The following is a 26410-nucleotide window of genomic DNA, read 5'->3' as shown; positions in this document are numbered from 1 at the left end:
GTTCATCCCCCTTTAATCAATAGTTATTTCCATTAAAAAGCGATTGAAACGTATTTGTCAAAGTCGAGCATCGATTAAAGAACAATTTTATGACATTTAGGGCATAAAACTATACAATAGCTAAGGAACAGTTTATATTGATAACGGATATTAAGAGTGTTACAGATAAAAAATAATAACTATTTGAGGGGAAGGTATTCGTTTCATGAGAACAATTAACGATACATTGTTACGTGCAGCACGTGGCGAGAAAACAGACTATACGCCTGTATGGTACATGCGTCAGGCAGGTCGTTCACAACCCGAATATCGTGAAATTAAAGAAAAATATTCACTAGAAGAAATTACAATGCAACCAGAACTATGTGCATATGTAACACGTCTTCCAGTTGAGCAATATGATGTAGATGCAGCAATTCTTTATAAAGACATCGTGACGCCGTTACCAGGTATGGGTATCGATGTGAAGATTAAAGCAGGCGTAGGTCCTGTTATTTCTAATCCCATTCGTTCAGCAGCAGATGTTGAAAAATTGGGAGAATTCAATGCAAAAGAGCATACACCATATGTATTAGAGACGATTAAAATATTAACGGAAGAGCAGTTAAACGTACCGTTAATCGGTTTTGGTGGTGCACCATTTACATTAGCGTCGTATATGATCGAAGGCGGACCTTCTCGTAACTATGCAAAAACAAAATCATTTATGGTTTCACAACCGCAAGCTTGGTTTGCATTAATGGACAAGCTTGGGGACATGATTATTGCAGATATTACAGCGCAAGTAGCAGCTGGGGCAAAAGCGATTCAGATTTTTGATTCTTGGGTTGGTGCATTGAATGTAGAAGATTACCGTGTATTTATTAAACCGGTCATGACACGTATTTTTGGCGAGCTACGACAATTAAATGTGCCATTAATTCAATTTGGTGTAGGTGCTTCTCATTTAGTGAATGAATGGCATGAGCTACCGATTGATGTAGTAGGTCTTGATTGGCGTTTACCAATCCGCGAGGCAGAGGCACGCGGTGTAACGAAGGCAGTGCAGGGGAACTTAGATCCAACGTTATTATTAGCAGATTGGAACGTCATAGAAGCACGTGCAAAAGATATTATTGACCAAGGTATTGCGCACGAGGGTGGTCACATCTTTAACCTAGGACACGGCGTTTTCCCAGAGGTGGATCCAGCTGTATTGAAACGTTTAACAACATTCATTCATGAATACAGTCGTGAAGCGAAGGCAAAGAAATAAGGTAAATTTAAGTACTAGGTAATAATACTAGTGATTAAGTTTTCGCAGGACATTAACATAAGTCTAGGCTACCATGTCTTCCGAATGCGGCGGGCTTGTGTAACTGTGCGATTACATAAGACATTTATAAAATTCCAGAGGTGATTCTTTCATGAAACCAGTACGCGGTTTATTAGTAATGGCATACGGAACGCCATACAAAGAAGAAGATATCGAGCGTTATTATACACATATTCGTCGTGGTCGTAAGCCATCTCAAGAGCATATCGATGACTTAACAGAACGTTACCGTGCGATTGGTGGGATTTCACCGCTTGCTAAAATGACAGTTGCGCAAGCAGAAGCACTTGGTGCACGTTTAAATGAAGTACAGGATGAAGTAGAGTACAAAGTATTTATCGGTTTAAAACATATTGAACCATTCGTAGAAGATGCAATCGAAGCAATGGTGAATGAAGGCATTAAAGAGGCTGTATCGATTGTGTTAGCACCACACTTCTCTACATTCTCGATTAAATCGTATAACGGCCGTGCACAGGCACACATCGAAAAACTGGGTGCCGATTTAACATTAACGTCTGTTGAATCTTGGTACAAACAACCAAAATTCATTGAGTTCTGGAAAAATGCCGTGAACGGTGAATTAGCGAAAATGTCGGAAGAAGAACGTGCAAACTGTTGCTTAATCGTATCGAACCACTCATTACCAGAGAAAATTAAATTAGCTGGTGACCCATACGAAGAGCAATTAATTGAAACGGCGCGTCTAATTGAAGAGGCTTCTGATATTGAAAATGTAGAAGTAGGTTGGCAATCGGCTGGTCAAACACCAGAGCCTTGGTTAGGGCCAGACGTACAAGATTTAACAAAAGAACTATTCGAACAAAAAGGTTATAAAGCATTTATTTATACACCAGTAGGTTTCGTAACAGAGCATTTAGAAGTACTGTACGATAACGATATTGAATGTAAAGTGGTATGTGATGAAATTGGCGCAAGTTATTACCGTCCAACAATGCCAAATACGAACCCACTATTCATCAATGCTATGGTAGATGCAATTCACGATAAATTAGCGAAATAAGATAGAAAGTGATGATGAGGGTGACGAGGAGAAGGAAGATAGTCGTCATAGGCGGCGGGATAACAGGGTTAACAGCAGCGTTTTATTTACAACAAATCGCAAAAGAAAATCAATATCCGCTTGATGTCGTTATTGTCGAATCTTCTCTTCGCCTTGGTGGAAAGATTCAAACGATACGCAAGGATGGGTTCATAGTAGAGCGCGGGCCAGAGTCATTTATCGATGAGCAAGGTAGTGTTCATCAATTAGCACGGGAACTGGGGATTGCTGATCAGCTTGTGCATAATAAGAACGGGCAAACATATGTCGCTGTGGGCAAAGATTTGTACCCGATACCGAGCAGTTTATTGTTTGATGGATCGCCAAACGTCTCCTCACTCATTACGACCGGTTTAATTTCTGTAAGTGGTAAAATTCGTGCAGCAGGTGATTTATTTATTCCGAAACCTTCTCAAGAGACAGATGAGCCCATTGGTCATTTCTTTAGACGACGCTTTGGGAAAGAAGTTGTAGAAAATTTAGTAGAGCCGCTATTGGCGGGAACGTTTGCTGGTGATATTGATCATTTGAGCATTCAATCCATGTTCCCGCAATTTTATCAATTAGAGAAAGAACATCGGAGTTTATTGCTTGGATTGAAAAAGCAAAAAGTAAGTCATTTGGCTATCAAGCATTTTGAGGAGCAATATAACCACTATGGCACATTTGAACGAGGGCTGGAAACGTTAATCGAAAAGTTAGAGGAAAAGCTAGCACCTACTAGTACCATTTTAAAAGGTGTCAAAGTAGAGGCGATTGATTCTATTCAAGATGGGCAGTTGAAAATTGAGCTCAATAATATTTCGCCGATACAGGCGGATGCTGTCATTATGACGACACCATTTAATATAGCTAAATCCGTATTTAAGAAGCATAATGTAATGCAACATTTACCGAATATGAATTATGCGACGATTGCTACAGTGACGATGGCATTTAAGCAAGAAGAACTGAACAAATATAAAAAAGCGTTAAACTTTTTCGTATCACGCAATAGTGATTTAGCCATTACGTCTTGTACGTGGAGTAACCGAAAGTGGGATAATGTTGCACCAGAAGGCTACGATTTGTTGCGTGTTTATATTGGGCGTGTCGGTGACGAAACGATTGTCGAGTTGTCAGATAGTGAAATTGAACGGATTGTGTTAGCTGATTTACGGAAAGCAATCGATCTACAAGGAACGCCACTATTTACAATGGTGACACGCTGGAAGCAGGCAATGCCTCAATATACAGTGGGGCATGATGAGCGTCTCAAGCAATTAAAAGCTGAATTGTATAATCAGTTTCCACAAGTGAAATTGGTGGGGAGTTCCTATGAAGGCATTAGTGTGCCTGATTGTATCGAACAAGGTCGACAAACCGCACAAGAAATGCTCAATACACTATTTGAACGACAAACTGTACAGTAGATACACGTATCTATTGTGCAGTTTTTTTATCTCCTTATGACGAGTAAGTTTATAAATATATCAAACTTGTTGATTTACCTTTTATTGTTAATTTAATCTTGTGAAATGTTGATTTCCGCTCCATTCGGCTCGCTTTCCACGGGCATGGCCTCAGCCTCCTCGTCGCTCGTATCTCGCTCCTGCGGGGTCTTCAGCTCATGCTATTCCCGTAGGAGTCTCGTCGATTCCGCTTCAATCAACTGGCAAGTCATTTTTGATTACGTTTTGCTAAAAAACATGCTTCTGTACTGGGGATGTTTTGATAATCAACACATCTGTAAATATATATTACCATTTTTGTAACTGTGGCTTTCCACTGCAACACTCGCTTTCCCGTAGGAAGCTTTGCTCTGTAGCGAAAGGCGCATGCCGTCAACTACACTCTCATGCCTCCGCTACAAGCAACTATTGTTCAATAAAAATGGGTTGCTAAAAACAATAAATATCCTCATAGATTACAGGGGGGCTAGGCCACGATATGTGTAAATAGAAAGAAAATGATTTCTATTAAAGAAGAGAAATGTTTTTCTAGTATATTGAGAAGTATTCACTTTTGCCGTAGCGTGCCATAGCCACAGGAGCCGTAACAGGAGATCCAAACAGGCCGCGCCTGTTTTAGCTCCTGTGTAGGCTGTGGCGAAGCGCGGAGGCCACGATACCACTATATCTCTTACTATTTAATTAGTATTTTTAGGGTGTTTTTTTTTTACTCATTATGGATATTTATTAGGATAAAGTTTAGATTATTGAAGTTCACAATTTTACCGTACATACTTCATTGATATTTCACATTTGTAAAGTACGATTGAATGGGAGTGAATGAATATGAATAAGTCAATGATTGCCTTATTAATGTGCCTATTGCTGTTAACTGGGTGTAGTGAGCAGCGATTTACACCGATTAACCCGCATCAGCCTTTCGTTGCATCGGTCAATATTTTGCAACCCTCATTAACGTTTTTTGATCAAAAAGGAGATCCGATTACAACGTGGGAATTTGAATCTGCTTATACCGGAGGCGTGCTCATTCAACATGACCGAGTGCTCATGTATGGGCATGAACTAACGGAAGCCCATTTGTATGAAATTTCAACAGGTAAACAAGTGGCGACAATCGAATGTGGAATGGGCACAACTAATGCTTATTATGACAACCAGTCAGAGCAATTTTTTATGACAAACAGTAAAACAAATGCGGTTATAAGTTATGACTCGCAGGGGAAAAAATTACATGAACAAAAATTATATAACTATCCGATGTCGATGGTGGCTAGTAACGGCTATTTATATGTAGTCAATTACAAGGATACTGTTTTATCCGTGTTGGATATTGAAGCGTTTACTGTTGTAGATGAATGGGAAATTGCTAAATCCTCGCACGGCATTGCTGTTCTCGAACAACAAAACAAGCTTTGGATTGGCGGACACGGTGAAGGCAGTAAACCAAATGAAACGATTGATGTCTATGATTTAACGACAGGAGAAAAACAGACGCCCATTAGTATGCCGCTCATGCCGGTTGGAATTGCTAAAAAAGGGGATGAAGTCGCTGTTATTAGTCACGGCGAGAGCATGTTATATGTAGCTGATATAGACGGTGAAATTTTATGGCAACAAAAAGTGGGGGCCAATCCCTTTGCTGTGCAACATTTTATGGATTTTATTGTCGTAGCAGGTTATGACGATCAAACCATTTATTTTTTAGAAGACGAACAAGTTATTCAAAAAGTACAAACGAACAAGGGGCCATTTCAATTGTTAGTAAGGGAGGGTACAACGTGACGACTATACTTATTGTAGACGATGAACTAGATATGCGTAATTTAATCGAAGTAATGCTATTAAAATCAAATTTCCGTACATTAACCGCAGCTAACGGGGCAGATGCTTATGAAATTTTAACAAGAGAAGAAGTCGATATTGTATTGTTAGACGTGATGATGCCGGAAGAAGATGGCTTCCAAGTATGTACAAAGATTCGCTTTACTTCAGACGTACCCATTATTTTTTTAACGGCACGTGATGCCAATGAAGATAAAGTAAAAGGATTAACAATTGGCGGTGATGACTACATTATTAAGCCGTTTACAGCAAGTGAATTAGTAGCCCGTCTTCATGCTGTCCTGCGTCGTACAGGGCGATTAATGTATGAGGTGGAGCAGAAAATAGTAACACGTGGCTGTATTAAGTTAGATGAAATATCGCGTAAAGTTATGGTAAATGATGTGCATGTCCCTTTAACACTCAAGGAGTACGAGTTATTGTATTTGTTTATGCAAAATCCTGATAATGTGTATTCAAGAGAACAACTGCTTGAACGAATTTGGGATATCGATTACGGTGGGGGAACACGGACGGTGGACACACATATTAAAACGTTACGTTTAAAACTGGGTAAACAATCGAAGGAAGCAAGCGAATACATCCAAACGGTTTGGGGTATCGGTTATCGCTTTGAAAAACGTAAATGATCACATTTGCACGAAAAATATGGGTATTGATTGTTGTTTTTTTAGTCATCACCATCGCGTTTATGTATTTGTTAACCGATTTTTTATATGAACAGCTCTACGTAGAAGATACAGAGGCTTCTATGATTGAATATGGCGAACGGCTAGTGACCAAATATAAAGGTGGTCAAGTAACAGATGAGCTAATTGCTGAAATTGAGGAGCATAATAGCTATGGGAATTTTAGCGTCTTTGCTGTACGTAATCCACGTGAACTAAGTGCCTGTGTCCCCTTTGATATCGATTACGAAACACTCATCGGGCCAGATGAGCGTCAGCAACTGCTAGCAGGACAAGCGATTATAAAAATTGGTTACGAAGAACGATTTGAACGCCAAATTATTTCTGTTATTTTTCCATTTACAGATGAAAATCGATTAGAAGGTATTTTATATTTATACTATCCGTTAGCGAAAATTAGTGAGTTAGCCAAAGAGGAAGTATTCTTTTTAATTGCTTGTGTTGTCGTCTTTGCTGTTGTCATTGGGTATTTTGTTTTTAAGGCACTGCGTCATATTATGCGCCCTCTGCATGAGTTACAGCAAGCAGTGCAGCAAATGTCAACAGGTGATTATACAGCCCGAGTTTCCGTAACGTCTAAAGATGAAATTGGCCAGTTATCAAAGGCGTTTAACGATATGGCACAGGCCATTCAGCAGGAAGATGAAGAGAAAAAGACGTTTTTAGCTACCGTTTCACATGAGCTTCGTACACCGATTAGTTATGTAAAAGGGTACAGTGAATCCATTCAAAATGGATTTATTGAAGGGGAACAAAAAGAAGAGGCCATTCGCCTTATCGCTCGGGAAGCAAATCGAATGGAACGCTTAACGAATGAACTGATGCAATTAGTTCATGTCGAGGAGGAGCAGGCAGTTGAAATGTACCCGATTGTATTGGCTGAAACATTACGGGATGCCATTCAAATTATTCACGTAAAGGCGAAAGAAAAGCAAATTGACATTATGCTAGAAGCAGATGAAGAATTAATTGTAGAAGCAGATGAAGAAAAGCTCAAACAAATTTTAATTAACTTATTAGAAAATGCTATTCGCTATTCTGATGAAAAGAAGACAGTACGAGTGGAAGCGAGGGCCCATGAAAAGATGGCCGTTATGAAGGTGATCGATAAAGGAATCGGTATACCGCAAGAGGATTTACCGAAAATTACAGAGCGTTTTTACCGTGTTAATAAAGCACGTAGTAGAGCGGATGGGGGCAGTGGACTAGGCCTATCCATTGTTGATAAACTTGTAAAACAACATCAAGGGACATTACACATCGAAAGTAAAGTTGGAGAAGGAACGGTGGTCACAGTCCAAATACCGTTAATGGAGGAATAAGGAATGAAGAAATTATTTTTAACGTTAGCAGCAACAGCTGTATTAGCAGCTGGGTGTGGGCAAGAAAAAGTAGATACAATAGATAGCGGTGAAATGCCAGTTGAAGTGATTGTAGACGTATTAACACCGACGGAATTACAACCAAATGAAGCGGTAACTCTTGAAGTGAAGGTGACACAAGGGGGCGAAGTAGTAGATAATGCCGACAGTGTAGAGTTTGAAGTATGGGAATCAGGTCATAAAGACGAAGGAACAATGCTTGAAGGCGAATTAACAAAAGACGGTGTGTACGTAGCAGAATATACATTTGACCATGATGGTGTCTATTATATGTACGCTCATACAACAGCACGTGGTATGCACGTGATGCCGAAACACGAAATGGTTGTTGGGAATCCAGATATGAGTCAAGTGTTAGAAGATAACAGTTCAAATTCGATGGAACATATGGAGCACGGAGAATCTACCGAGCAAGAGGGTCATGCTGAACATGGCGAAGAATCTGAGGAAGAACATAATCATTAATGGGATATTGTTATGCCAAAGTAGTTGAAATGATAAAGAAAAGTGTATTAGTACAGAGCTGTACTAATACACTTTTTTAAGTAAAAAAGAAAAAACCCCCGAGCATTGAGCGCACTCGAGGATTGAATTGTGTAAGCGATATAGTGTTACTAAATCATAAGGATGAAGCGTCAAGTAGCAATAAGTTGTGAATTAAAGAGTGTTGCATTTCTCACAATTGTTGCTGTAGCACTCGCTTTGTTCTTCGATTTTGTCACCGCATTGAACACATACTTTATCTGGTAAGTTTTTGAAAAACTCAACTACGTTTTCTAACATTGTGGATAGCCCCCTTTAATCAAACTGTTATATTACTGTCTTGTTATTTCAAATTGTACTATAACAGTTTATGTTTCGTCAACACAAAATGTGCATTTTAGGGTAAAATAATTATGTACATTTTGTGAAGGAGTGAAGTGAATGTATTTCATCGATAATAAGGGAATTACAGATCCACGGGTGAACTTAGCGATCGAAGAATATGTGTTGAAAAATATGGATATCGAAAAAGATGATTTCCTACTTTTTTACATAAATCAGCCATCCATCATTATTGGTAAAAATCAAAATACGATTGAAGAAATCAATACAGATTATGTAGAAGAGAACGGTGTAATTGTCGTACGTCGTCTATCTGGTGGTGGTGCTGTATACCATGACTTAGGCAACTTAAACTTTAGCTTCTTAACAAAAGATGACGGGAATAGCTTCCACAACTACAAAAAATTCACGCAACCTGTAGTAGATGCTTTAGCGAAGATGGGGGTGAATGCAGAGTTATCAGGTCGTAATGATATTTTGGCGGAAGGGCGTAAAGTATCTGGGAATGCTCAATTCGCGACAAAAGGCCGTATGTTTTCACATGGTACATTACTGTTTGATACAGAAATTGATGCAGTTGTATCAGCTTTGAAAGTGAAAAAGGACAAGATTGAATCAAAAGGCATTAAATCCGTTCGTTCACGTGTAGCCAATATTTCAGAGTTTTTAACAGAGCCGATGACGGTAGAACAATTCCGCATGGAAATATTAAAATCGATTTTTGGTGGCGAAGAAAACATTCAATATTACGAGTTAACAGAGCAAGACTGGGCGAACATTTATCAGCTATCAAAAGAGCGTTATCAACAATGGGATTGGAATTACGGCAAATCACCACGCTTCAATATTCAAAAGCAACATCGTTTCCCATCTGGTAGCATTGATATTCGCCTAGAAGTAAATCGCGGTACCGTTGAAGAAGTAACGATCTTTGGTGACTTCTTTGGTGTTGGTGATGTAGCGGAAGTCGAGGCATTATTAGTCGGTACGCGTTATGATCGGAATGCGATTGCTGAAAAGCTGGGGGATATCGATATTCCAAAGTACTTTGGTGGCATTACAAAAGAAGAGTTTTTACAGTTAATTTATTAAGTTTTAACTTTATTCAGCGGTTGTCAAAACACCGACTAAATGAAGATACAGCTTGTAACGGTCGAGGACGTACTTTCAGAGTTTTTGAGTACGTCTCTTTTTTATTGTAAAATAAAAAGGAGCTCGCAAGGTCAGGTGTTTTGATTATAAAAATATTTCCTTTATAGAAGTATGTTTTTTAGAAAAACATGATTCAAAATGACTTGCCCGTTGATTGAAGCGGAATCGGCGAGACTCCTACGGGAACAGCATGAGCTGAAGACCCCGCAGGAGCGAGGTACGAGCGACGAGGAGGCTGAGGCCATGCCCGTGGAAAGCGAGCCGAATGGAGCGGAAATCAACGTTTCACAATATTGCATTAACGATAAAAGGTAAATCAACAAGCTTATGATGAGTTGGAAAATAGGGAATTACTATATATGGAAGTACTACTTTAATGAACTAAAGGGGTGATAGGATGGAAAAGCACCGGATTTATATAGTCGAGGATGATATAAAAATTGCTTCGTTGCTCGCAGAAACGCTGCGGAAATACCAATATGATGTAGCTATTGTTGAAAATTTTGAAACGATTATTGAAGAATGTAAACGTTTTAATCCGCATCTTGTGTTGCTCGACATTAATTTGCCTACATATGACGGTTATTACTGGTGTCGTCAGTTACGTCAATATACAACGTGTCCGATTTTATTTATTTCTGCACGGTCAGGTGAGATGGATCAAATTTTTGCGCTTGAAAATGGTGGCGATGACTTTATTACGAAGCCGTTCAACTACGAAATTGTACTGGCAAAAATTCGTAGCCATTTACGTCGAACATACGGAGAATACGCACCAAAACAAGAGGAGCGTACGATTAAACAAGGGCAGCTGACGTTATATTTAGAAAGAATGGAGTTGCATGTAAAAGAGACGATTATTCCACTACAGAAAAAGGAGTGCACCATTTTAGATTTATTAATGGGCAATGCACCAAAAGTAGTGTCGCGTGATCAGCTGCTTGAGCATTTATGGGATGATCAAGTGTTTGTTGACGAAAATACATTAAATGTAAATATGACACGTGTTCGAAAAAAATTAGCGGATTACGGTGTTACATCGAGCATTGAAACGATGCGCGGAGCAGGATACCGGTTTATTTTAAGTGCGGAGGAAATGTAATGGGGGCAGGATTAAAGCTATTTATGAAAGAACATCTGTCATACCTTATTTTCCAACTATTGATCGTACTGTTTACTTTAATGCTGTACTGGTTGGAAGGATTTCGAAACTTCGCAACAGCGATGTATTCCATCGTGATGAGCGTTATTTTAATTGGGTCTTTTTTAACGATTCGTTATATGTTGCGTCGGCGTTATTTAAAAAAAATTGTTCATTTACCAACACAGATGGATGATGCTTTACAGAAAAATGCCAAAACGCTGGAGTACTATCAAACGGAAAGCTATATGCATGAGTTGTACAAGTTGTATCAGCAGGAAGTGCAGGCGCTCTATACGAAACAAACACGTCAATATAAATTTACTAATCAGTGGATTCATCAAATGAAAACACCGGTAGCGGTTTTAGAATTACTACTGCAAGAAGAATCACTCGATAAACGAAGTGTTCAAGAAGAGGTAGATCGTTTAAAGCGTGGCCTTGAAATGGTATTAATGAATGCACGACTTGAAAATTTTCAAGAAGATTTACAAGTAGAACAAGTGAACTTAAAGCAACTTGTCACGTCTACAATTAATGAAAATAAACGTTTGTTTATTGCCAATAAGGTATTTCCAGAAATGAAAATAGACGAAGAAATCGTTGTGATGAGTGATTCCAAATGGCTTAAGTTTGTTATAACTCAATTTATTACAAACGCAGTTAAATATACGTTTGAAGAGCATAAGAAAATGAGTATTGAAGCGACAAAGCAGGGAGAACGTGTAACGCTTTGTGTAACGGATGAAGGAATCGGTATTCCCAAGTCAGACTTATCACGTGTGACGAAGCCATTTTTCACAGGTGAAAATGGACGTAAAACAGGCGAGTCAACGGGAATGGGGTTATATATTGCACAAGAAATTTGCACAAAGCTCGGACATGAACTACTGATCGAATCAGAAGTAACTAGAGGAACAACCGTTAAACTCATTTTTCAACACTAGGGGTGATGATGTGGAACCAATTCAAGTAGAAGAGTGGACATTAGTAATTGATATTCCAAAAACAAAAGAAGTATATAAGAAAATTAACTATAAAAACGATGTTGTAGAGTGGTTAAACTACATGGAAGTATGTAGCATTAAGGACCCGAAAGTTCTGGCATTTTTTGAGCGGTTAGGAATCGATATTTTGAAGCCAAGCCAACTATCTTACTACCCTGTAGAAGAGGGCACAATGATGATGTATACAGGAAGTTATCATCTTTGTGGGGAGTTAGTAGAGGGGGAAATGGACGGATGGGACTTAGTAATTGAGGGGCATTGTTTTTCATTAACACAGGAATATGATGCAATTCCACAAGAAATGTCAGGCGATATTTTAGAAATTAGTTTTGAAGTAATTCTTCCGTGGATACTTGATATACCAATACATGTTGAATAAGGAGAGAATATGTCCATTTTAACGATTAATGAAGTAACGAAAGTGTATGAAGGAAAAGTAACGACGCGGGCATTAAATCAGTTGAGCTTTGAAGTAGAAAAAGGTGAGTTCGTAGCAGTGATGGGCCCATCTGGCAGTGGTAAAACGACGCTCTTAAATTTAATTTCCATGATTGATACACCGACGAGTGGAGAGATTATTTTTAATGGTATGCGCCCGCAAAGTTTAAATAGTACCGAGTTAGCGTATTTTAGGAGACGTGAGCTCGGTTTCGTTTTTCAGGATTTTAATTTATTGCCCATGTTAACGGTGGAGGAAAATATTATTTTGCCATTAACATTAGATGAAAAGCCCATTGCATTTATGGAAGAACGATTAAATGGGTTAGTCGATAAACTCGATTTATGTGCTATTTTAGCGAAGCGTCCAAATGAAATTTCAGGGGGACAAGCACAGCGAACAGCGATTGCACGAGCGCTTATCCATGAGCCGTCGCTTGTTTTAGCAGATGAACCGACAGGCAATCTTGATTCGAATGCAGCACGCGAGGTATTAGAGTTGCTTTCGGACATGAATAAAGAAAAACAAGCGACCATCATTATGGTGACACATGATCCGATTGCAGCAAGTTATTGTGATCGGGTGCTTTTCATAAAAGATGGTGAATTTTTTAATGAAATTTATAAAGATGAGCGTAGACAAACATTTTTCCAACGAATTTTAAATGTGCTCAGTTTGTTAGGAGGACAAGTAGGTGACTTTTCAACAATTCGCTTACCGTAATGTCTTTCGGAATTTCCGTAATTATGCAGCCTTTTTTATGGCCAGTTTTTTTTCTGTATTTGTGTTCTTTTTATATTCTATGCTGATGTTTCATCCGGATATGGAAAATGGCTTTTTAGGGGAAGCATCAATTATTGGCATGGTTTTTGCAGAAGTTATTTTAGTGTTGTTTTCATGGTTTTTCATTTTTTATTCGATGAAGGCTTTTTTACAAGCTCGCTCTAAAGAGTTTGCGATTTTACTTCATCTTGGTATGGAGAGGCAGCAACTGGGGCGGCTTGTGTTTTTGGAAACGATGCTAATTGGCGCTCTTTCAAGTATTAGTGGCATATTGTTTGGATTTGCCTTTTCCAAATTCTTTTTTATGATTATCCGTGAAATGTTAAGTTTAGAGGATTTGCCATTATATATATCATGGGGTCCGTTTTTATTAACATTTGCTGTATTTATGGGTGCTTTTATTATTATTTCGATTGGCAGTGTAATGTACACACCTGAGCATAAATTGACGCATTTATTAAAAGCGCGTGCTGTAGATGTATCGGATCGTTATTCAAAGGGACGTGCTATTTTAGGACTTGTTTTAATTGGTATTGGTTATATGTTTGCGGTGATTACGACGAAAACGACACTCTTTACCTTTACGCTATTGATTCCGATTGTTGTGACATTTGGAACATTTTATTTTTTTACAGACACTGTTTTTTTTATTTTTGATTTATTGAAAAAGCGAAAAGATATGTATTGGCATAAGGCATGTATGTTATCGGTTGCTGAGCAAATCTATACAATGCGTCAAAATGCCAAAATGTTTTTTGTTGTCACCATGGTGTCCATGCTAGCCTTTTTATGCGTTGTACTGCTTGCTGCGCTTTCTTCTTATACGGCCCAGTATGATAAGCTCAATCCACTCGGCATTGTGTACAAGGGACATTTCGATAATCCTTACGAAAAGGAACATGTATCCAGTATTATCAATGAGCTAGAGGAGCAAGGCTTTTCCTATCATGTGACACGCTTTCAAGTGATTAAACAAACATCGCTTGCCACATCAAATGAGGTAGAGGTATTCCGCGAAACGGACATTAACCGGATGTTATTTTCATACGGTCTGCCGCTCGTTAGACTGAATTTAGGGGAAGGGATGTTTATACCGTATTCAGATGAGTCCATTAAAATGCTGGAAGAGATGACAGTAGAGACGGTGCTGACAGAAAATAATGTGCCGATTACAATCGACCGGGTATATCCTAAAATCATTTTTCCGACATCCATTATTAGCCGAAATTCCATCATTATTAGCGATGAGGATTATAAGCTATTAACTAAACCTTTAGCTATTCCTGAAGAGGTACCGAGCTATCATTTATATGCATTTGATATTCCTCACTGGATAGAGGCGAAGGATATTGGCTTATCTATTCAACAATTAGTATCACAAGAATATGTGAAAAATACTGTCTATTCATTGCCTTTTTATTTTGAAAATACAGGTTTAAATTATTCTTATATATTAGCGATGTATTCTTTATTTACTGTGTCAGGTGTATTAGTGGTTATTGTGTTTTTAATGGCCGCGGGGAGTTTTATTTATTTTAAGTTGTATGCAAACCTCGAACGTGAACGTCAACAATTTGCAGTTTTAAAGAGAATGGGATTAACAGATGCAGAACAAAAACGATTGATTACAAGGCATTTAGCACCGCAATTTTTCTTGCCGTGGGGTATGGCACTTCTGCATAGTACGTTTGCATTTATCGCACTTCAATCTGTATTGAAAGATGTGATTAACCTCATTATTGTCAAAGAAATTATTGTCGCCTTCTTTCTATTTGTTTGTGTGCAAGTTGTTTATTTTTATATGATTCGTTGGCGCTATATTGCTCATGTGAATGGCTAGGGTGATTGAATAAAGCAGAAAAAAGAGTTTGTTTCTGACAGAAAAACGGAATAAAATACAAACTACCTATTGTTTTACTAATATACCTATTTTATAATAGCAATAAAATGAATATTCAGTTCATTTACGCGACAAGGGGGATGGGTGTATTGAATTTAGTTGAACAAGTAAGACAACAGGCTTTCGAACAACCAGAAAAGACAGCGTATTATTTTATGGGACAAGGGACAAGTTACGGGGAGTTTGAACAGACAGTAGGACGTTTTGCGAAAGCTTTACAAGACTTAGGACTTGAAAAAGGGGATCATGTCGGATTGTTACTTGGCAATACACCGCACTTTTTAATCTCGTTGTATGCAACAATGCGAATTGGTGCAACAGCTATTCCGATTAATCCGATTTATACAGCGGATGAAATTTCGTACATTATTCAAAATGGGGATGTAAAGGTGGTCGTTGCACTCGACATGCTATTACCACTTGTAGAGACAGGTGTAAAAGCCTTCCCACAAGTGCAGGGTTACATCATTTGTGAAACGACGCCGAACGTGGGGGAGAAATTTGCGGCGCTTAGTGATGAGGCGAAAACAAAGACAAAGCTATTTACACATGTATTAGCCAATACAACGACTACAGTGGATCCTGTTGCAGTTAAGCAAGAGGATACAGCGGTTATTTTGTATACATCGGGTACGACAGGGCAACCAAAAGGCGCTATGTTAACACATGGCAATTTGTATTCCAATGCACGTGATGTAGGTGAATACTTACAAATGACAGGTGATGACCGTATCATTACAACATTACCAGTATTCCATGTGTTTGCATTAACAGTGGTCGTGAATGCCCCTTTAATGAAAGGTGCGACACTTCTTATAGCACCGCGCTTTAGCCCAGCCGAGATTTTTGAGTTAGCAGAGACGTATAAAGCAACTGTATTTGCAGGGGTACCGACGATGTTTAACTTCCTGTATCAATTTGAGGAAGGGGATCCGAAAGCGTTTGAACACTTACGCCTAGCTGTCTCAGGTGGCGCATCTCTGCCCGTATCGCTTCTTCATCACTTTGAGGAGAAATTTAACGTACGTGTTTCAGAAGGATATGGTTTATCGGAAGCGTCTCCAGTGACATGCTTTAATCCGTTAGACCGTGAGCGGAAAGCAGGATCGATTGGACAATCCATCGTCAATGTCGACAATAAAGTGGTGGACGCATTAGGAAATGAAGTACCTGTTGGTGAAGTGGGTGAGCTCATTGTACGTGGACCAAATGTGATGAAAGGTTACTATAAGCAACCTGAGGAAACCGCAGTAGCGATTCGTGATGGGTGGTTATATACAGGGGATTTAGCGAAAAAAGATGAGGAAGGTTACTTCTATATTGTAGATCGCAAGAAAGATATGATTATCGTAGGTGGATACAATGTATATCCACGCGAAGTAGAGGAAGTGCTATTTGCACATCCAAATGTCATTGAAGCAGCGGTAGTAGGGTTACCTGATCGAGATTTTGGAGAAGCCGTACATGCATATGTTGTATTAAAAGATAAGTCCATCACACCAGCGCAACTTCAAAGCTATTGTGCAGAGCGTATCGTCAAATATAAAGTGCCAAAAGTGATTGAGATTTTAGAGGAATTACCAAAAAATTCAACAGGTAAAATTTTACGTCGCTCATTAAAAGAAATATCAACTATAAGTTAATATTAATATTTTGCCAAGTGTGTTGATTATCAAAAAATTTCCTGTATAGAAGCGTGTTTTTTTAGAAAAACGTGATCAAAAATGACTTGCCAGTTGATTGAAGCCGAATGGAGCGGAAATCAACGTTTCACATGATTCTGTTAACAATAAAAGGTAAATCAACACGCTTAATATTTTTACGCTATTACTAAAATTAGTAATAGTGTTTTTTAGTTGAATAGCTTGATGTGAACAAGGAAATAGTCAAAAAGAGGAGTTGATTGAATGGATGAGCAACAATTGCTAGAAGCTGGTTATCGAAAATATTACGGTAAAGAGATTGATGTTTTCTTTAAAAAAGGTTTATGTACACATTCAATGAGCTGTTTAAATGGTAATCCATATATATTTAATGTAGAACGACGTCCATGGATATTGCCTGATGCAGACAAAGTGGAAGAAGTAATGCGTGTTGTAAATACATGTCGAGTCGGTGCGCTACATTATATTGTAAGAGAGTCGAGAGAAAATGTGCATGGGGGATAAAGGGCTAATATACCTTTTACCAAAAGCAAGTACAGAAACTTAAGAAGTAATAACGAGTAAACGCTAAAACATATATTACCATTTCTGTAACCATTGCTTTCCGCTCCGACACTCGCTTTCCACGGGCGAGATCAAGCCTCCTCGTCGTTCGTACCTCACTCCTGCGGGGTCTTGATTGTCTCGCTTTTCCCGTAGGAGTCTCGTGCCTCCGCTACAAGCAACTAGTGTTCAATACAATAATCGGTTGCTAAAAATAAAGAAAGATGCTCATCTATTATGGTAAAGGCTGGGTAATTACACTTTCAAATAGAAAGAAATTAATTTCTTTTAAAGAAGAGAACTGTTTTTCTAGCATATCGAGAAATATTCACTTTTTGCCGTAGCGCGCCATAGCCACAGGAGCCAAGATTCTCTTTGCGATGAAAGCGTAGCGTCAGGAGCAGGAACAGGAGATCCAAATAGGCCACGTCTGTTTTAGCTCCTGTGTAGGCTGTGGCAAAGCGCGGAGGCTATGATACATACCTTTTGCTATTTAAATGGTATTTTTAGGATGAATTTTTGCTCATTATAAGTTAAGAAGTAAGGTCGTCTTCACTTAGTTTGGAGGGCGACCTTTACATTTATATAAAAATAAAATTATACAATAGTGTCTTTTGAAAAAGAGCTACTGAGTGATATACTATTGTTACGGAAATCGAAATATTAGTGGAATGAGGAATAAAGATGTTAACAACGGATCATTTATATACTTTGCAATCGGTCACAAATCCAGTATTGTCGCCTTCGAATGAAGAAGCGGTATTTATTCGTACGCAAATGAATAAGGAAGATAATAAGTATTATTCACACTTATTTCATGTGCATATCAAATCAGGAGACGTGATGCAATGGACGTTTGGAAAGGAGCGAATCAGTAGCCCGCAATGGTCACCAGACGGCAAACAGCTTGCTTTTTTATCGAATCGAGATGAGAAAAATCAATTGTACATTTTACAAGTGCGCGGTGGAGAAGCAAAAAAACTAACGGATTTACCGAACGGGGTTAGTGCATTTTTATGGAGTCCTTGCGGTGAAAAAATATGGCTTGCTAGTCGTGTGAAACAAGGAAAAACAATAATTGATCAGCTAGAACAAGAGGAAAATACACTGCCACAAGCATATATCGTGAACGGTATGAAATATAAGATGGACGGTATTGGTGGGGAAGGTTTACGTCCACAAAATCAATTTACACAAATCGCTGTCTTACATCTTGCAGATGAATCGCTTGAGCAGTTTACATCTGGGGATTATCACCATAGTTTAGTAGGTATTTCACGTGATGGACAACAAATGATTGTAGGTGTTAACCGAGCGGAAAATTTAGATTATGAGTTCCGTACACCTCTTTATATTGTGGATGTAGTAACGAAAGCAGAGGCGATATTAGTAGACGCAGATGGTCATTACAGTGGAGCGACATTTTCATTTGATAATCGCTATATTGCGTACGTTGGTAGCGATACCTCTTATAAAAACGCTACGCATGGGCAAGTATATGTATATGATACAGAAACAAAGCTCACACAAAATATAACGGAAATGTTAGATGCACCTGTTGGCGATTTAGCCGTTGCTGACGTGCAGCAAGGTGTAGATGCACCAGCTATTATATGGACAGAAACGAATGCGTTGTATTTCCAATTATCAACGATGGGAGATGTACGTCTGTATTATGCCGATTTAGAAGGCTGTATTTTCCCAGCAAGTCCTGAGGGGGAGCATATCTATAGTTATGATGTAGCACGTAGCGGAAACTGGGCTCTTTTAACCGTTTCAAATCCAACCTTCCCAGGTGAGTTATTCTACTTTGATATTACAACAGGTGAACGCCGCCAATTAACGAATTTTAACGAGGTATTTTTAAAGGAAGTCCCACTGTCAACGCCTGAAGCGATTGTGTACACAACATCGATTGGGGATGTGCATGGTTGGATCATGCAACCAACAAATTACGAGGAAGGCAAGCAGTATCCATTAATTGTGGAAGTACATGGTGGACCTCATACAATGTATGCGAATACGTTCTTCCATGAAATGCAGTTACTAGCAGCACAAGGGTATGGTGTGTTATATGTGAATCCACGTGGCAGTCATAGTTATAGTCAGGCATTTGTCGATGGTGTACGTGGCGATTATGGTGGTGGTGACTATGAGGATATTATGGCAGGTCTTGATCACGCTCTAGCAAACTACCATTGGATTGATTGTAATCGTCTAGGTGTGACAGGTGGTAGTTACGGTGGCTTTATGACAAACTGGATTGTTGCGCAGACAAATCGCTTTAAAGCAGCTGTTACACAGCGTTCCATTTCAAATTGGATTAGTTTCTTTGGTGTATCTGACATTGGGTACTACTTTAGCGAATGGCAACACTTTGCCAATATGAAATCAGTAGACAAACTATGGGCGTTTTCACCTTTAAAATATGCAGAAAATATAGACACGCCGCTGCTTATTTTACACAGTGAAAAGGATTTTAGATGTCCAATTGAACAAGCTGAACAGTTGTATATTACGTTAAAAACATTAGGAAAAGAAGTAGGCTTCGTTCGATTCCCAGAGAGCGATCATAACTTATCCCGTACAGGACTTCCGAACTTACGCGAAGAACGTCTGACGCAAATAATTGAATGGTTTAAAAAATATGTATAAAAGTTAGGGGGATAAGAGGGGCTTTCTTCTTATCCTTTTTATACTGTTGTGATATAAATGGAAATATATACAAATAACAGTGTTCTATTATAATATTAAAACAGTCAAAACATGTTATAATACAAGAAAGAAAACTGTAAAGTGAGGCAATTGGTGTGGAAGTTTTTATCGGCAGACAACCTATATTCAATCTTCATGAACAAGTTGTTGCATACGAGCTATTATACCGCAATAAAGAAAATAATTCTTTTCCTATGGTTGATTCAGATGCGGCGACAGTAGATGTGCTCGTAAACTCTTTTGTGAACATAGGGATTGATGAAGTGACTAAAGGGCGGCCGTGTTTTGTAAACTTCACTGAAAATTTATTAATGGGGCCGCTCACAGATTATTTAGATCCAACAAAAGTTGTAATTGAAATTTTAGAAGATGTGCCGATTACAACAGAGCTAATTGAACGTATTCAAAATTTAAAAAGCAAAGGTTTTCAAATAGCATTAGATGATTTTGTATTGGATGAAAGCGTACAAATTTATGACGAGTTATTTCCTTATATAGATTATATCAAGGTAGATTTCTTATTATCTTCGTTACTCGAACGGATGAAAATCGAAAACAAAGTAAAAATAAAATGTCCACATATTAAGCTGTTAGCTGAGAAGGTAGAGACGCACCATCAATTCGAGGTAGCGAAGCATTCAGGATATACGTTATTTCAAGGCTATTTTTTTGAACAACCACAAGTGATTAAAGCAACGGATATTCCTCACAATACAATTCAATATTTCTATATCATTTCTTTATTACGTGATGAGGAACCGAATATTAATGAATTAGCGGAAAATATTGAACGTGATATTTCCGTATCGTTTAAATTATTGCAATTGATTAATAAATCGATGAAGCGCTCTAAATCGAAAATTCGTTCCATTAAACAGGCGATATTAATGCTTGGCTTATCAGAATTAAGAAAGTGGATTTATTTACTTGCTATGCGTGAAGTAGGAAATAAAGATAGATCAGATGTATTTAATGAATTAATGCGTAGCTCGCTATTTCGTGCCAAGGTCTGTGAAAAAGTAGCGAAATTAAATTATAAGCAAAATTTCTCGGAATACTTTTTAATTGGCCTCTTTTCATTAATTGACGCCTTGCTACGACGCCCAATGAATATGATTTTACAGCAGTTACCGTTTCCCGAAGAAATTGTTGAAACGATTAGTGGGGGCGAAACAGAAATGTCGCCATACTTGCAGTTTAGTATTGCCTTAAGTAAAGCTGACTGGGTAAACGTAGAAAAACTGGGCGCAAAACTAGAGTTATCCAAAGAGACGATTATGCAAATTCAGCGTGAAGCGGATGAATGGGTAGATGAAACGTATAAGTATTACTAATACTAAGTCCTATAGTAAATTTACTATAGGATTTTCTTTTTGGTTAAGAAAGTATAAACTTTTTCAAATTGAAAGCGTGTCTAGCTCCAGCACCCAGCCCCTCGTGACGTTTCGAAAGTCTCTTCGTGTGCAAGCACACTGTGAGCCTATCTCCAACGCATGTCGGGGCTAGAGAGGGCGCTTGCGCTTTTCTTTGGTGTTATTATCAATCGTCAGAAACTTCATTAAAGTGAAGTTCCGATTTAATAAAACATTTGCTATAATCATGGCTGAATTGTTTGGAGAAATGAAAAAAGGCAGGTAAAAGTGTGAATAACGAAAATCATTTTGTAAAAGATACAATTATGGAATACCTTTATGTCATTGCAGGAGCGGCTGTTGTGGCAATCGGTTTTAATGCATTTTTATTTCCTAACCAAATCGCTTCAGGTGGCGTAAGTGGGATCAGTACCATTTTGCATGGTTTATTTGGTTGGAATGCAGGGATTATACAATATGCATTTAATATTCCTTTATTTATTGCGGGTGTTTTCATTTTAGGCAAGAATTTCGGTGCCAAGTCCTTAGTTGGTACACTGGCACTACCATTCTTCGTGATTTTAACAGAAAGTTGGGATGCTTGGACGTATAATCCACTACTCGGTGCAATTTTCGGTGGTATTGTTGTTGGTTTTGGAATTGGTCTTGTATTTAAAGGGAAAGCATCGACAGGTGGGACGGATTTATTAGCACAAATTATTACGAAATATACAGGAATGACATTAGGGACAAGTGTGTTGCTCATTGACGGAGTGATTGCAACGAGTGCAGCAATAGTATTTGATATCGAAAAGGGTTTATACGCATTGATTGGGCTATATGTGACAACAAAAACAATTGATATTATTCAATTAGGCTTCAGTCAATCAAAAATGGTGTATATTATTACAAACAAACAAGATGAAATAAGAGACCGAATTTTTCAAGAGATTGACCGAGGTGTCACGAAAATTCCGGCATTTGGTGGTTATACAGGACATGAGAAGCCTGTGCTTATGGTAGTAGTGTATCAGACAGAATTCACAAAGCTGAAACAAATCGTTAAAAGCATTGACCCATCAGCGTTTGTCATCGTTTCAGATGCTTATGAGGTACTGGGGGAAGGTTTCAAACGTGCATAAAAGTGCTATACTAGGGACATGTTAGTAAAATCATACTTTGGAGGGATATAACGTATGAAAAAGAAATGGTTAGCAACATTCATGCTAGGTTCTGCTCTAATGCTTGGTGCATGTGGTGGCGGTGAGAAAGCTACAGACGAAGAACCAAACGAAGGTACAACAAATCCACCAGCAGAAAATGCAACAGCTGATGCAAGTGAAGAAGTAGCACAACAACGCTGTGCAACATGTCACGGTGGTAACTTACAAGGTATGGGGACGACACCAGCGTTAAATGACGTAGGTTCTCGCTTATCTGAAGAAGAAATTTTAAACATCATTGTAAATGGTCAAGAGGGCGGTATGCCTGGCGGTTTAGTGCAAGGTGAAGAAGCAGAAGCTTTAGCTGCTTGGTTAGCTGCAAAGAAATAATGGAAAATATAGGGTGAAAACAAGCCGGCGAATATTCGTCGGCTTTTTTGCGGATAGATCAGTATTAGGCCCATAAAAAACATCTATGGGCTTTTACTTCCAAGATATCATCTTGAATGATTTTGGTTAAGATGTTTATTTCTGATACGAAATATTAGAAATATGGGATAGGCATGTTAAAATAAAACAATATGTGAGTTGTATGATTGGAGAGTTTAAGATGATTCAAGTAACAACGAGAGATGTAATGGAGAAGTTTGATTTAGAGTTAGTAAGTGGCGGCGAAGGAATTGGTCGTTATATTACGACGAGTGATATTTCAAGACCAGGACTTGAAATGGCAGGGTACTTTACCCATTACCCAGCAAATCGCGTACAATTATTGGGGAAGACAGAGCTTTCCTTTTTTGAAATGCTTCCAGCTAGTGACCGTGAAGATCGTATGATGCGTCTTTGCTCGCAAAATACACCCGCTATTATTATTTCACGAGAGCTCGAGGTACCACAGGAGTTAATTGATGCAGCCGATAAAAATCATGTGCCGGTTCTTAAAACAAGGTTGACGACAACGCGTTTTTCTAGTCGGCTGACGAATTTTTTAGAAAGCAAGTTGGCACCAACAACCGCGATTCATGGTGTGCTTATTGATGTGCATGGCATTGGTGTACTTTTAATCGGAAAAAGCGGCGTAGGGAAAAGTGAAACAGCTTTAGAATTAGTGAAAAAAGGGCATCGTCTTGTAGCAGATGACTGTGTTGAAATCCGTCAAGAATCGGAAAACTTCCTAATTGGCAGTCCACCTCCACTACTTGAGCATTTACTTGAAATTCGAGGTATTGGTATTATTGATATTATGACATTATTCGGTGCGAGTGCCGTTCGTCCTTATAAGCGAATTACTCTGATTATTGAGCTTGAAAATTGGGATCCGGATAAATCGTATGATCGTCTCGGCTTAGACGAGGAGAAAGTCCGTATTATCGATACAGATGTAACGAAATTAACGGTGCCTGTTCAACCAGGACGTAACGTCTCCGTCATTATTGAAGTAGCGGCTATGAACTATCGCTTGAAAAAGATGGGGGTTAATGCAGCAGAAGAATTTTCCCGTCGTTTAGATGAGATGATTGCATCGAATGATGAAATGGATGATTTCTAAAGTCGAAAGGAGATTGTTATGAGTGTCACATTATTAGCTATTGATCCAGTCGCCTTTCATTTAGGTCCAATTCCCGTAAGGTGGTATGGGATTTTAATTGCTACAGGAATTGTACTGGCGTATTTTTTAGCGCAGCGTGAGGCTGTTCGATTAGGATTACATGAAGATTTTATTGGGGATATGTTAATTTGGGCAGTACCCATTTCAATATTATCAGCTCGGATTTACTATGTATCGATGAAATGGGATTACTATAGTCAGTATCCGGGGAAAATAATTGAAATATGGAATGGTGGCATTGCTATTCACGGCGCATTAATCGGTGCCTTTATTACCGCGTATGTTTTTACGAAAAAACGTGGTGTTAGCTTTTTACGTGTCGCTGATATTGCCGCACCAAGTATTTTAGTAGGGCAAATTATTGGTCGCTGGGGTAACTTTATGAACCAAGAAGCTTACGGTGGACCTGTAACACGTGATTTTTTAGAAAATTTACTGCTACCAAATTGGATTATTGAACAGATGTATATTGAAGAACAAGGTACATATGTACATCCGACATTTTTATATGAGTCTCTATGGAACGTGATTGGGCTTATCATTTTACTAGTTGCCCGTAAGTTTAATTGGCGACGAGGGGAAATGTTCTTCTTTTATTTAATTTGGTATTCAATCGGTCGTTTCTATATTGAAGGTTTACGTACAGATAGCTTGTATTTAATTGACGATTTACTGCGTTCAGCACAAGTCGTATCGATTATTGGGATTGTCGTCGGTATTATTGCTATTGTCTATCGCCGCATGAAGGTGAAGCCGGTTGTACGTTATTTAGATAAAAAGTAGGGGAGCTTGCGAAATGGGAGAGACGTTAAAAAAGGGAATGCTCGCAGGTTTACAAACAGCATGGAAATTAAGTAAATTTATTTTTCCAATTACGTTTATCGTAACGCTTTTGCAATTTACACCGGTACTTCCGTGGATTGTCGATATGATCGCACCATTCATGCGTATTTTTGGTTTGCCAGGTGAAGCGGCTATTCCGTTAGTTCTTGGAACAACGCTAAATTTATATTCGGGCATTGCAGGGATATTATCACTGGAGTTAACAGTAAAAGAAGTATTTACATTAGCTGTTATGTTATCGTTTGCGCATAGTATGTTTATTGAGACTGCCGTTGCCCTTCGTGTAGGGGTGAAATTGTGGGTTGTACTCGTCGTTCGATTTGGGCTTGCTTTCCTCTCCGCCATTACGATTAATTTGTTTTGGGATGGAGGAAGTGAGATTGCTAAATACGGTATGATGCCAGAAATGACGGCTAATCCAGATGGCTGGGGAGCGATACTGCTACTTGGCTTGGAAAAAGCCAGTTACGGGATTCTTCAGTTAATCATCATTGTCCTACCATTAATGATCATCGTGCAGTTTTTACGTGATTATGGTTATATGACGAAATTTTCAACTAGACTAGCACCGTTCACAAAGGTGATAGGCGTAAAACCGAATGCTTCCATGACACTTGTAACAGGGCTAGTAATTGGGTTAGCGTACGGTGCAGGTGTGATGATTCAAGCAGTTGAAGAAGATGGCGTATCGAAAAAGGATGCAACACTTGCATTTATTTTCTTAGTAGCTTGTCACGCAGTAGTGGAGGATACACTCATTTTCGTACCACTCGGCATTCCGGTATTGCCGTTATTGGCGATTCGTGTCGTTACCGCGTTTATTTTAACGATTGTGGTGGCCTATGTATGGCGACGAACAGAACAAAAGGAAGCTAGAGGAGTTTTAGAGTCATGATAAAGGCATTGCTATTTGATTTTGATGGCACATTACTAGATACAAATGAGTTAATCATTGAAACGTTTTTACATGTGTTAAACGAGAGATTTCCTGGGCAATATAAGGCGGAGGATTGTTTACCATTTATCGGTCCGTCTTTAAAGGAAACGTTTGATATCCTGACACCAGGCGAAACGGACATGATGATTACAAAGTACCGCGAGTGGAATTTGATGCATCATGATGACCTTGTAAAAGAATATGACGGGGTTGTCGAAACATTAGAGAAGTTAAAGGAAATGGGGATGCGTTTAGTCATTGTATCGACAAAACGTCGTGATAGCATTGCGCGCGGATTAAATATTTTAGGGGCAAGTCACTTATTTGAGTTTGTTATTGGTTTGGAAGATGTAACCCATGTAAAGCCTCATCCTGAACCGATTTTACTTGCCCTTGAAAAACTTGGGTTAGAAAAAGATGAAGTTATCATGATTGGAGATAACTCGCATGATATCGAAGGCGGTAAAAATGCAGGCGTATGTACAGCAGGCGTGTCTTGGGCATTTAAAGGACGAGCCTTTTTACAACAGTTCAAGCCAGATTATATGTTAGAGCATATGTCTGATTTAATTTCAATTGTAAAGGAAGCATAGTG

General features: G+C 38.7%; 24 protein-coding genes. 23 read left to right on the top strand and 1 reads right to left on the bottom strand.

Annotated features, from left to right (window positions below; genetic code table 11):
- The first annotated feature begins 205 nt into the window (after positions 1-205).
- The 7 genes from hemE (at position 206) to AAGS61_RS11065 (ending at position 8207) form a co-directional block, all read left to right on the top strand.
- Positions 206-1255: a uroporphyrinogen decarboxylase gene (hemE, locus tag AAGS61_RS11095; protein ID WP_391371484.1), complete on the top strand. Its 1050-nt coding sequence runs from the start codon at positions 206-208 to the stop codon at positions 1253-1255.
- A 151-nt stretch (positions 1256-1406) separates the two neighbouring features.
- Complete coding sequence (hemH, locus tag AAGS61_RS11090; protein ID WP_391371481.1) at positions 1407-2339, top strand: ferrochelatase; 933 nt, start codon at positions 1407-1409, stop codon at positions 2337-2339.
- Between the two features lie 14 nt (positions 2340-2353).
- The gene (hemY, locus tag AAGS61_RS11085; RefSeq protein WP_391371656.1) at positions 2354-3790 is read left to right on the top strand and encodes a protoporphyrinogen oxidase; all 1437 of its coding nucleotides are present in this window, start codon (positions 2354-2356) and stop codon (positions 3788-3790) included.
- Positions 3791-4654: 864 nt separating this feature from the next.
- Positions 4655-5611 (top strand): YncE family protein, encoded by a 957-nt coding sequence (locus AAGS61_RS11080; RefSeq protein WP_391371478.1) that lies wholly within the window; start codon positions 4655-4657, stop codon positions 5609-5611.
- Positions 5608-6300, top strand: a complete 693-nt coding sequence (locus tag AAGS61_RS11075) for a response regulator transcription factor (RefSeq protein ID WP_391371475.1) — start codon at positions 5608-5610, stop codon at positions 6298-6300. Before AAGS61_RS11080 ends, AAGS61_RS11075 begins: the two co-directional genes overlap by 4 nt.
- Positions 6297-7682 carry a sensor histidine kinase gene (locus AAGS61_RS11070; RefSeq protein WP_391371472.1) on the top strand — a complete coding sequence of 462 codons (1386 nt, stop codon included), beginning with the start codon at positions 6297-6299 and terminating at the stop codon, positions 7680-7682. The genes AAGS61_RS11075 and AAGS61_RS11070 overlap by 4 nt, the downstream gene beginning before the upstream one ends.
- Positions 7683-7685: 3 nt before the next feature.
- Positions 7686-8207, top strand: coding sequence for a FixH family protein (locus AAGS61_RS11065; RefSeq protein WP_391371469.1), 522 nt, complete (start codon positions 7686-7688; stop codon positions 8205-8207).
- Positions 8208-8399: 192 nt separating this feature from the next.
- Here AAGS61_RS11065 and yhfH read toward each other — a convergent pair whose 3' ends face one another.
- The gene (gene yhfH, locus AAGS61_RS11060; RefSeq protein WP_081978034.1) at positions 8400-8525 is read right to left on the bottom strand and encodes a protein YhfH; all 126 of its coding nucleotides are present in this window, start codon (positions 8523-8525) and stop codon (positions 8400-8402) included.
- A 141-nt stretch (positions 8526-8666) separates the two neighbouring features.
- Between yhfH and AAGS61_RS11055 the strand changes: the two genes are divergently transcribed.
- The 16 genes from AAGS61_RS11055 (at position 8667) to ppaX (ending at position 26408) form a co-directional block, all read left to right on the top strand.
- Complete coding sequence (locus AAGS61_RS11055) at positions 8667-9659, top strand: lipoate--protein ligase (protein ID WP_391371465.1); 993 nt, start codon at positions 8667-8669, stop codon at positions 9657-9659.
- Between the two features lie 457 nt (positions 9660-10116).
- Positions 10117-10821 (top strand): response regulator transcription factor, encoded by a 705-nt coding sequence (locus AAGS61_RS11050; RefSeq protein WP_391371462.1) that lies wholly within the window; start codon positions 10117-10119, stop codon positions 10819-10821.
- Positions 10821-11807 carry a sensor histidine kinase gene (locus AAGS61_RS11045; RefSeq protein ID WP_391371459.1) on the top strand — a complete coding sequence of 329 codons (987 nt, stop codon included), beginning with the start codon at positions 10821-10823 and terminating at the stop codon, positions 11805-11807. Before AAGS61_RS11050 ends, AAGS61_RS11045 begins: the two co-directional genes overlap by 1 nt.
- A 10-nt stretch (positions 11808-11817) precedes the next feature.
- Positions 11818-12246, top strand: coding sequence for a hypothetical protein (locus AAGS61_RS11040; protein ID WP_391371456.1), 429 nt, complete (start codon positions 11818-11820; stop codon positions 12244-12246).
- Positions 12247-12255: 9 nt separating this feature from the next.
- A complete protein-coding gene (locus tag AAGS61_RS11035) occupies positions 12256-13029 on the top strand; it encodes an ABC transporter ATP-binding protein (protein WP_391371453.1) in 774 nt (257 codons plus the stop codon).
- A complete protein-coding gene (locus AAGS61_RS11030; protein ID WP_391371450.1) occupies positions 13001-14929 on the top strand; it encodes an FtsX-like permease family protein in 1929 nt (642 codons plus the stop codon). The genes AAGS61_RS11035 and AAGS61_RS11030 overlap by 29 nt, the downstream gene beginning before the upstream one ends.
- Positions 14930-15078: 149 nt before the next feature.
- On the top strand, positions 15079-16632 hold the full coding sequence (locus tag AAGS61_RS11025; RefSeq protein WP_391371449.1) for a fatty acid--CoA ligase family protein: 1554 nt from the start codon (positions 15079-15081) through the stop codon (positions 16630-16632).
- A gap of 264 nt (positions 16633-16896) precedes the next feature.
- Positions 16897-17157 carry a (4Fe-4S)-binding protein gene (locus AAGS61_RS11020; protein WP_391371446.1) on the top strand — a complete coding sequence of 87 codons (261 nt, stop codon included), beginning with the start codon at positions 16897-16899 and terminating at the stop codon, positions 17155-17157.
- Positions 17158-17880: 723 nt separating this feature from the next.
- Positions 17881-19851: a S9 family peptidase gene (locus tag AAGS61_RS11015; RefSeq protein WP_391371445.1), complete on the top strand. Its 1971-nt coding sequence runs from the start codon at positions 17881-17883 to the stop codon at positions 19849-19851.
- Between the two features lie 155 nt (positions 19852-20006).
- On the top strand, positions 20007-21245 hold the full coding sequence (locus AAGS61_RS11010) for an EAL and HDOD domain-containing protein (protein ID WP_391371442.1): 1239 nt from the start codon (positions 20007-20009) through the stop codon (positions 21243-21245).
- Positions 21246-21589: 344 nt separating this feature from the next.
- Complete coding sequence (locus AAGS61_RS11005; RefSeq protein WP_391371653.1) at positions 21590-22405, top strand: YitT family protein; 816 nt, start codon at positions 21590-21592, stop codon at positions 22403-22405.
- 54 nt (positions 22406-22459) lie between these two features.
- Positions 22460-22816 (top strand): cytochrome c551, encoded by a 357-nt coding sequence (cccB, locus tag AAGS61_RS11000; protein WP_391371439.1) that lies wholly within the window; start codon positions 22460-22462, stop codon positions 22814-22816.
- A gap of 220 nt (positions 22817-23036) precedes the next feature.
- Positions 23037-23975, top strand: coding sequence for an HPr(Ser) kinase/phosphatase (hprK, locus tag AAGS61_RS10995; protein WP_391371436.1), 939 nt, complete (start codon positions 23037-23039; stop codon positions 23973-23975).
- 18 nt (positions 23976-23993) lie between these two features.
- Positions 23994-24818, top strand: a complete 825-nt coding sequence (lgt, locus tag AAGS61_RS10990) for a prolipoprotein diacylglyceryl transferase (protein WP_391371433.1) — start codon at positions 23994-23996, stop codon at positions 24816-24818.
- Positions 24819-24831: 13 nt separating this feature from the next.
- A complete protein-coding gene (locus AAGS61_RS10985; protein ID WP_391371430.1) occupies positions 24832-25773 on the top strand; it encodes a nucleoside recognition domain-containing protein in 942 nt (313 codons plus the stop codon).
- Positions 25770-26408, top strand: coding sequence for a pyrophosphatase PpaX (ppaX, locus tag AAGS61_RS10980; RefSeq protein WP_391371428.1), 639 nt, complete (start codon positions 25770-25772; stop codon positions 26406-26408). Before AAGS61_RS10985 ends, ppaX begins: the two co-directional genes overlap by 4 nt.
- Positions 26409-26410 lie beyond the last annotated feature (2 nt).

The organism is Lysinibacillus sp. KU-BSD001 (assembly GCF_042920265.1).
Classification (GTDB): Bacteria; Bacillota; Bacilli; order Bacillales_A; family Planococcaceae; genus Lysinibacillus_B.
The sequence above is the reverse complement of the archived record's forward strand: the minus strand, read 5'-3'. Positions and strand labels throughout refer to the sequence as shown.